The organism is Bacteroides ilei (assembly GCF_900128495.1).
GTDB classification, from domain to species: domain Bacteria; phylum Bacteroidota; class Bacteroidia; order Bacteroidales; family Bacteroidaceae; genus Phocaeicola; species Phocaeicola ilei.
On the sequence record NZ_LT635802.1, the window covers coordinates 1 to 6,220 of the forward strand.

A 6,220-nucleotide genomic window follows, 5' to 3' on the forward strand; every position below is an offset into this window, starting at 1 on the left:
TACATTTGCAATAACTTTTACAGGACTGAATATGGTACCGTTTGCAGCGTCATGACGGTACCGATTCGAGCGATACGATGGTACCGATTACAGTGCTACGCATGGTACCGATTCAGCGCTATCGTCAATTAGTGTCGCTTTACGATTCTCTACACCTTTAGTAACATCAGACCTGTTGATATTCTGGTATATTCTCCGATTGCCAGGATCCCTCAAGTCAATATCTATATCATAAGTATATTCTCCATTGCGGGTAAAATACGGATTCTCTGTTATCAATTCGAGCTCAAAATTGTCAGAAAGCACAACCTCCTGACCGTCGATGAATAATCTAGTCATAATTTAATCCTCCTTGATACATTGTTTTTCATACGAGCCACAAGATCCTGAGCTTCGTTTACTCCCATCTTACCTGTAGCTCGAGTATATGTATAGATCGGTTCATCTAATCTCTTATTTAGTGAATCAATAACCTTAACCGCCCTCAACATAATAACAGACATTCCGTTATCAGCAGATACACTTTGCTGATAATAGGTATTATTTGTTGTCGAAGCAACACCCGACAATACAGCAGAAACATCTTTTGCTGTCAGACTACCGATTGTATTGTCCCGTTGTGCCTGATCAATTAAATCCAGTACCGGACGAACCGCCGGATTCTGCACAGCAAAACGGTTCGCGACAAATTCACCAGCATGGACTATACCTTTCGGTTCATCATACCTACCGGATCCTGTATATCCACCTTCCTCAAATCCACTGATTATAGCCTTTGCACTTTGAAATGCAGCAGTAATCAACGCTATTTCAGCAGCAGCCTTAACAAGTCCGACAAGACCCAAGGTGGCTATATTCTTCATTTGTGTTTCTGCTATGTAAGCTATCATCATCTTTTGGAGGCTGTCTAGTATGATGTTTAAAGTCTCCTTCATGAAATCCCCTAGAGACGTCTCTGAATCCGTTAACATATCAGCAAAGGCTTCACCGAATTGCTCTCCGATATTCCTAGCAAATGAAAGCTGTTCTTTTATCTTTCGCTGATTCTCTTCATAATTCTTTCTCGATTTTTCAAGACTTTCTTTTTGTTTTTTATCCAGAATCTCGTTTTTCTTATCTTCGGAAATTTCGGAAGAAGAAAGTACCTGATCATAATATTCATTTTGAATGTCTATCAGTTGCTGACGATATTCCTGCTCGGATGACAAACCATCATAATGCTTTTGCGTAGCTTCCTCTATCTCCAACTGGTATTGCTTCTCCAGCCTGGTGAACGCTTCTTCGGACGTTTTTTTAGCATCTTCTTCATCCAATTTCTCACACTCTTCTTTGTATTTAATTCTTGCTTCGAGGATCTTCTGCTCAAGCTGCTGCCGTTTCTCCGGTTCCAGTCCGGCTATGGCCAGCATGTTCTCGAGGTGACGCATCTCCAGATCTTCCATGAACCGACTATATTCCTGCTGTGTCATCTCATCACTTGCAAGATATGACTTCTTAAGGTCAGTCAGTTCATCGTAGTAGCGCTTGTTTTCTGCCGCTACTTGGGGATCCCCCTTGGTCGTCCGAACTGTTTCTATGTTTGTTTTGACAGTTGTACTGACATTTGATTTTGTATCTTCAGGTATAGAATTGATAATATTTCTCAGATTTTTTTGTTGTTTATCAAGCTCCAACAAAGATTCCGCTTTTTCACTAGCCTGATTATCCAGGGAATGCAGCAAAGCTTTACGTTGAGACTCATCAATGTCTGTTCGAGCCTCAATAATTTTCTTTTGCTCATCATAATATTTTCTGTATGCTATTACTTCTTTGGATAGCTTATCCTCAATAATAGCCAATTCAGATTCGGCATCTGATTTCAACTGTTGCCGCTGTCGATTATTTAGGGCATCAATATTATTATACCGATCCTCTATACTCTTATACTTCTGAAGTGAATCTTGTGTACGTTGCAGTTCTTCGTTGTATTTACGCTGTGCCTCTGTTGCTGCATCGGTATTTGGAATAAGTTTCGTGGAAATATATGTTACCAGGGCAGTGATACCAGCTAATACCAGTCCAGCCGGATTCAGCTTCAGAACTTTGTTAAACCCACTTGTTGATACGGTAGCTACTTTTACAACCAGATTATACGCTTTAGTATAGATAGTTGCTGCATTGACTGCAATATTATACGCAGCCAATGCAGCACCAGATGCAATCAGTACTGACTTATACTTAATAAACCAATCTATCAGTGTCGGAAGAGCCACGATGATCTTCGTAGTCCATCCAGTCAGAAGTGACAACGATGGGTTAAGCCGTTCCATCAGTTCTATGCCTGCCTCCTTAATGCTATTACGGTACTGCGCCATTTTGGCCTCATTAGTATCAGAATTAATAGCTGCCTGCTCCATAGCGATATTGGTATCCGTCACGGCTTCAGTATATTGACGTACTTTGTCTGCATTGTCTATCAGAATGGTGGCAGCCGAGTAGGCTTCCTCACCAAACATGGTTTGGATCTCTGCGGCAGACAGTGACTTTTTGTTCAGGTTCTCGAGCGCAGTCTGCAAGCCAACCACTTTCGGGTTGGTTTCATCCGGTCCAGTCTGCAGTACCAGGAAGAACTTACGAAGTGCGGTTCCAGCCGGTTCTGCCTCCAGTCCTTTCTCGGCCAGCATCTGGATGGTACCTTGCAGCTGCTCGATGCTTACTCCCGCACCGGACGCGGCCACACCCGCATTCTTGATGGATGCGGCCTGGGCGGAAACATCGGCTGCACCTTCTTTAGAACCGGCGGCCAGTACATTCACATAGCGGGCTGCCTGGTCGGCTGATTCTCCGTACATATTGAGAGATACGGTGGTGGCTGTCACAGCATCCTTCAGGTCGATTTTGGCGGCAGCGGCCAGTCGCATGGCTTCGATGGTGACAGCGTTCAGGGCTTCTTTATCTTTCAGCAGCTCCGGCTTCTTGGAACCGATAAGCATGTACGCCTGAAGGATTTCGTCGGATGACTGGCGGATACGTAAGCCAGATTCATCCATAGTAGTAGACAGTTTTTCAGCCTGTTCGGTAAGCCACTGAATAGATGAATCGTCCAATCCAGTCAAAGCTTTCAACTCAGCCTGAGAAGATTCCTTGGAGTCACGGTTATTACGAAGGGTATTCAATGCCATGGAAACTCCAGTGAGTGTAGCAGCACCAGTTGCCAGTAAGCCTCCCCACTTCGTCAACCCGTTATTAAAACGAGAAATCCAGCTTTCGGTTTCCTGCACTTCCGCCTTGATTTTTTGGAGTTCGGCTGTCACCAGTTTAGCCTGCTGCTGATAGTATTTCCACTCTGCAGAACCCCGCTTGATGTGCCCGCTGTTTAACTGGCGATTAATAGCCGTCAGGGTGGCGCGAAGTTCTTTCGGTGTCGCCTTATCGAGGTTGTTCATCACCTCAGTAAGCGCTGTCGTATCTTTCTTCAACGTCTTGATCTGTGCTTCCGTTTTCCGAAGTTCGGAAGTAACTTGCTTAATTTTCGACGTGTCACCGGCTTTGTACGCATCTGCCAGTTCCTTTTTCAATCCAGATGCTATTGTCTCCAGATTCTTAAGTTCCTGCTTGGCTTCCTCACCGTTCACACGGACCTCGACGGTTGCTACCTGGTCTATAGCCATATTACTTCTTGTTTAAGATTTCACGAATTTTGTAAACTGCAAACAGAACAAAGATTATAAGTATTACGACAGTAAATACCATACAGAACTTCTGCCAAGAGGAAAGTTTCCTTTCAACTTCCACTATTTTGACTTTCTCTTTAATAACTATGCTATCTTTGCCTGGGATATAAACCGTATCTGGAGGAACATTAAAGTCCGTCAGCAGATTCCCCATAGAATCCAACTTAAACCGGAGGCGTGCATTTTCCGACTGTGCCATATCCAACCAAGAAAGCACAACCCTACCATTTGAATCACACTCCAACAAAGCCCGGATGGATGCAGAATCCGCAGGTTTGAATACCGGTATCAGCTTGTCATGTACGATGATCTGCGTGTGATTGTCGGAAGTAAGGTGTTTCCCGGTCTTGCAACCGAGAAACATGGAACAAAAAACAATTGTAAAGAATATAAGAACAAATGGTCTCATAATAAATTCCAGCCTGATTCAACATCCAACATTACAGCAGGAACACCGTTCTCTACCTGTGATATAGCTGCAGCAAAAGCGCACATGGTTGCCTTATCCTCTACATCTGGAACGTAGGTAGTCGGTACCTGCATTTCATCACATACACGAGAAATATATCCGGATGTGTTGTTTTCACATCTGGGCGCCCAACGATTGATGAAATCTGCAATCGTCTGACAGCCGTATTTACTACGGTAGTTCTGCAGCAGTTTAATCAATGCCCGATAACCATGTGCAATATCTTCGAATTCTTCGAAGGTGTTGTCATGCTTTTTAGATTCAGGTACTTCGCCTTGCCAGTCGATAGCATCTGAATTACGGATATTGCCTGGGTTGTTGTTTCTCAGACCACGTGGTAACTGTTTCATTTTTTCACTCCCTCCTTAATAGTTTTGATAATCTTATGAGCTTCATCCGGTGTAGCACATTCCATAATGCGAACGGCCATATCTGCAACTTCGGCTGCATGACTCTTTTTCTTTCGAAGATTTTCAATGATAGATAAACCTTCAACAATCATTACGCCAAGGGTTCCGATAATTGCTCCATAGGGTAGATTATACCATGGAAAGCATAACCCCAGTATATCAATCATAATGAAAAACAATAATAATCTGAAGTAATCGACAATTTTAGTACCTGTCTTGCGCAGCGGCCGGCTACATATTTTCTCTTTGTTGGCCCGGGCTGCATCAATCCCTGTCCATAGGTCCAGTAAACAAACACTGCAAATCAGTACTAAGCAGATAAAGATGATCATCACGCCGGAACGGATGTCTTGTGTGATAAATTCTACATATTTTTCCATGTCTATTATGTTTTTCTCAAAAGTATTGTGCCATAGGAAAGCGTAAAAAGACAAAGCCTTGCAAGATATCTTACAAGGCTCAAGTATCAATCAATTAAATTTGTTTTTACTTATTATAAACTGACCGAACTAGGGGGCTATCCAAGTAATTCAAAGGTCGTTTCCCCCCATCTATAATATCCATCATCTTTAGGATGTACATTGTTGCTACTATAATATGTTGACAAATTAAATAGATTTATTCCACAATTTGCTTCAATGTCTAAAACTGGTACATCATATAGCTTACATACTTCTTTTTGACAATCAGTTAGAGCTTTATAACATTGATAATCATTTGTCTGTCTATATTTTATTATATCAAAGGTACCGTCAGATTTTATAAAATTGGCAGAACCATCTAAAGGTACATTATATTTAGGCGGGACATACCAATATAGCTTAGCCGTAGGGAATGTTCCTTTAATAAATTCTATAATACCTTTGTAAACAGAATATAACGATATACTGTCTACCCACTTTTCATCATTAGTCCATTCAGTTGCTGAATAACCAATAAAATATTTATAAACATGACCTATTGTTCCGCATCTTGTAATTTCTGTGGAAATTCCAGTTCCATTGTCGTCAAATGAAATAATAGTATCGTCAGCCTGATAATAATATATAGCAACAGAATCGTCTCCGACAGCAGAATCTACCCATCCTGGACCATAAGAGTAATTTAATACTGCATCAACCAAATCTTTTATTGTCATTTGTGGGGTAACATCTATTCCGTATTTTGCTCCGCCTTTAATAACATAAGCTGTTCCACTTGATTGTGCTATACCAGTAAATTTAATTGTATATCCTGCTTCAATAGATGAATTTTCATAAGGCAAATCTAAAATAACTCCTGCTTTCTTTTTATCTGTATCAACTGAATTAAGGATGGATTCTCTATTTGTGGTAAAATAAGATTTAGCATCTGAGTTTGACGTAAATTTATCTGTACCATTTTTCAAGATGACAATTTTCTCACTTCTCATAAACGGCGTATCTTCGATGCTTCCACTTATTGATGGAGTTGAAGGCGTGTCATTTACATTTTCGTAAAAAATATAGTCAATGGGATATTGGTAAGCATTCGGTAAACCACGTATTTTTATCTCCAACTTCCATCATTAACTTTACGTCCAAAAAGCAAAGTTATGATGACACGAGAAGAAGTAGTAGAGATAATGAACTACTGCAAAGAGCACAAAG

5 protein-coding genes are annotated in these 6,220 nt (G+C 41.3%); all 5 read right to left on the reverse strand.

Annotation, left to right across the window (positions count from 1 at the left end; all coding sequences use genetic code 11):
- Nucleotides 1-87 precede the first annotated feature (87 nt).
- The 5 genes from BQ7489_RS16495 to BQ7489_RS16520 all read right to left on the reverse strand — a co-directional run bounded on the left by BQ7489_RS16495 (nucleotide 88) and on the right by BQ7489_RS16520 (nucleotide 6,129).
- Nucleotides 88-339, reverse strand: coding sequence for a hypothetical protein (locus BQ7489_RS16495; protein ID WP_072532267.1), 252 nt, complete (start codon nucleotides 337-339; stop codon nucleotides 88-90).
- Nucleotides 336-3,650 (reverse strand): phage tail tape measure protein, encoded by a 3,315-nt coding sequence (locus tag BQ7489_RS16500; protein WP_072532268.1) that lies wholly within the window; start codon nucleotides 3,648-3,650, stop codon nucleotides 336-338. Before BQ7489_RS16500 ends, BQ7489_RS16495 begins: the two co-directional genes overlap by 4 nt.
- 468 nt (nucleotides 3,651-4,118) lie before the next feature.
- Nucleotides 4,119-4,532, reverse strand: coding sequence for a structural protein P5 (locus BQ7489_RS16510; protein ID WP_072532270.1), 414 nt, complete (start codon nucleotides 4,530-4,532; stop codon nucleotides 4,119-4,121).
- On the reverse strand, nucleotides 4,529-4,972 hold the full coding sequence (locus tag BQ7489_RS16515) for a phage holin family protein (protein WP_072532271.1): 444 nt from the start codon (nucleotides 4,970-4,972) through the stop codon (nucleotides 4,529-4,531). The genes BQ7489_RS16510 and BQ7489_RS16515 overlap by 4 nt, the downstream gene beginning before the upstream one ends.
- Before the next feature lie 137 nt (nucleotides 4,973-5,109).
- Nucleotides 5,110-6,129, reverse strand: a complete 1,020-nt coding sequence (locus BQ7489_RS16520; protein WP_162617834.1) for an SGNH/GDSL hydrolase family protein — start codon at nucleotides 6,127-6,129, stop codon at nucleotides 5,110-5,112.
- Nucleotides 6,130-6,220: the final 91 nt, after the last annotated feature.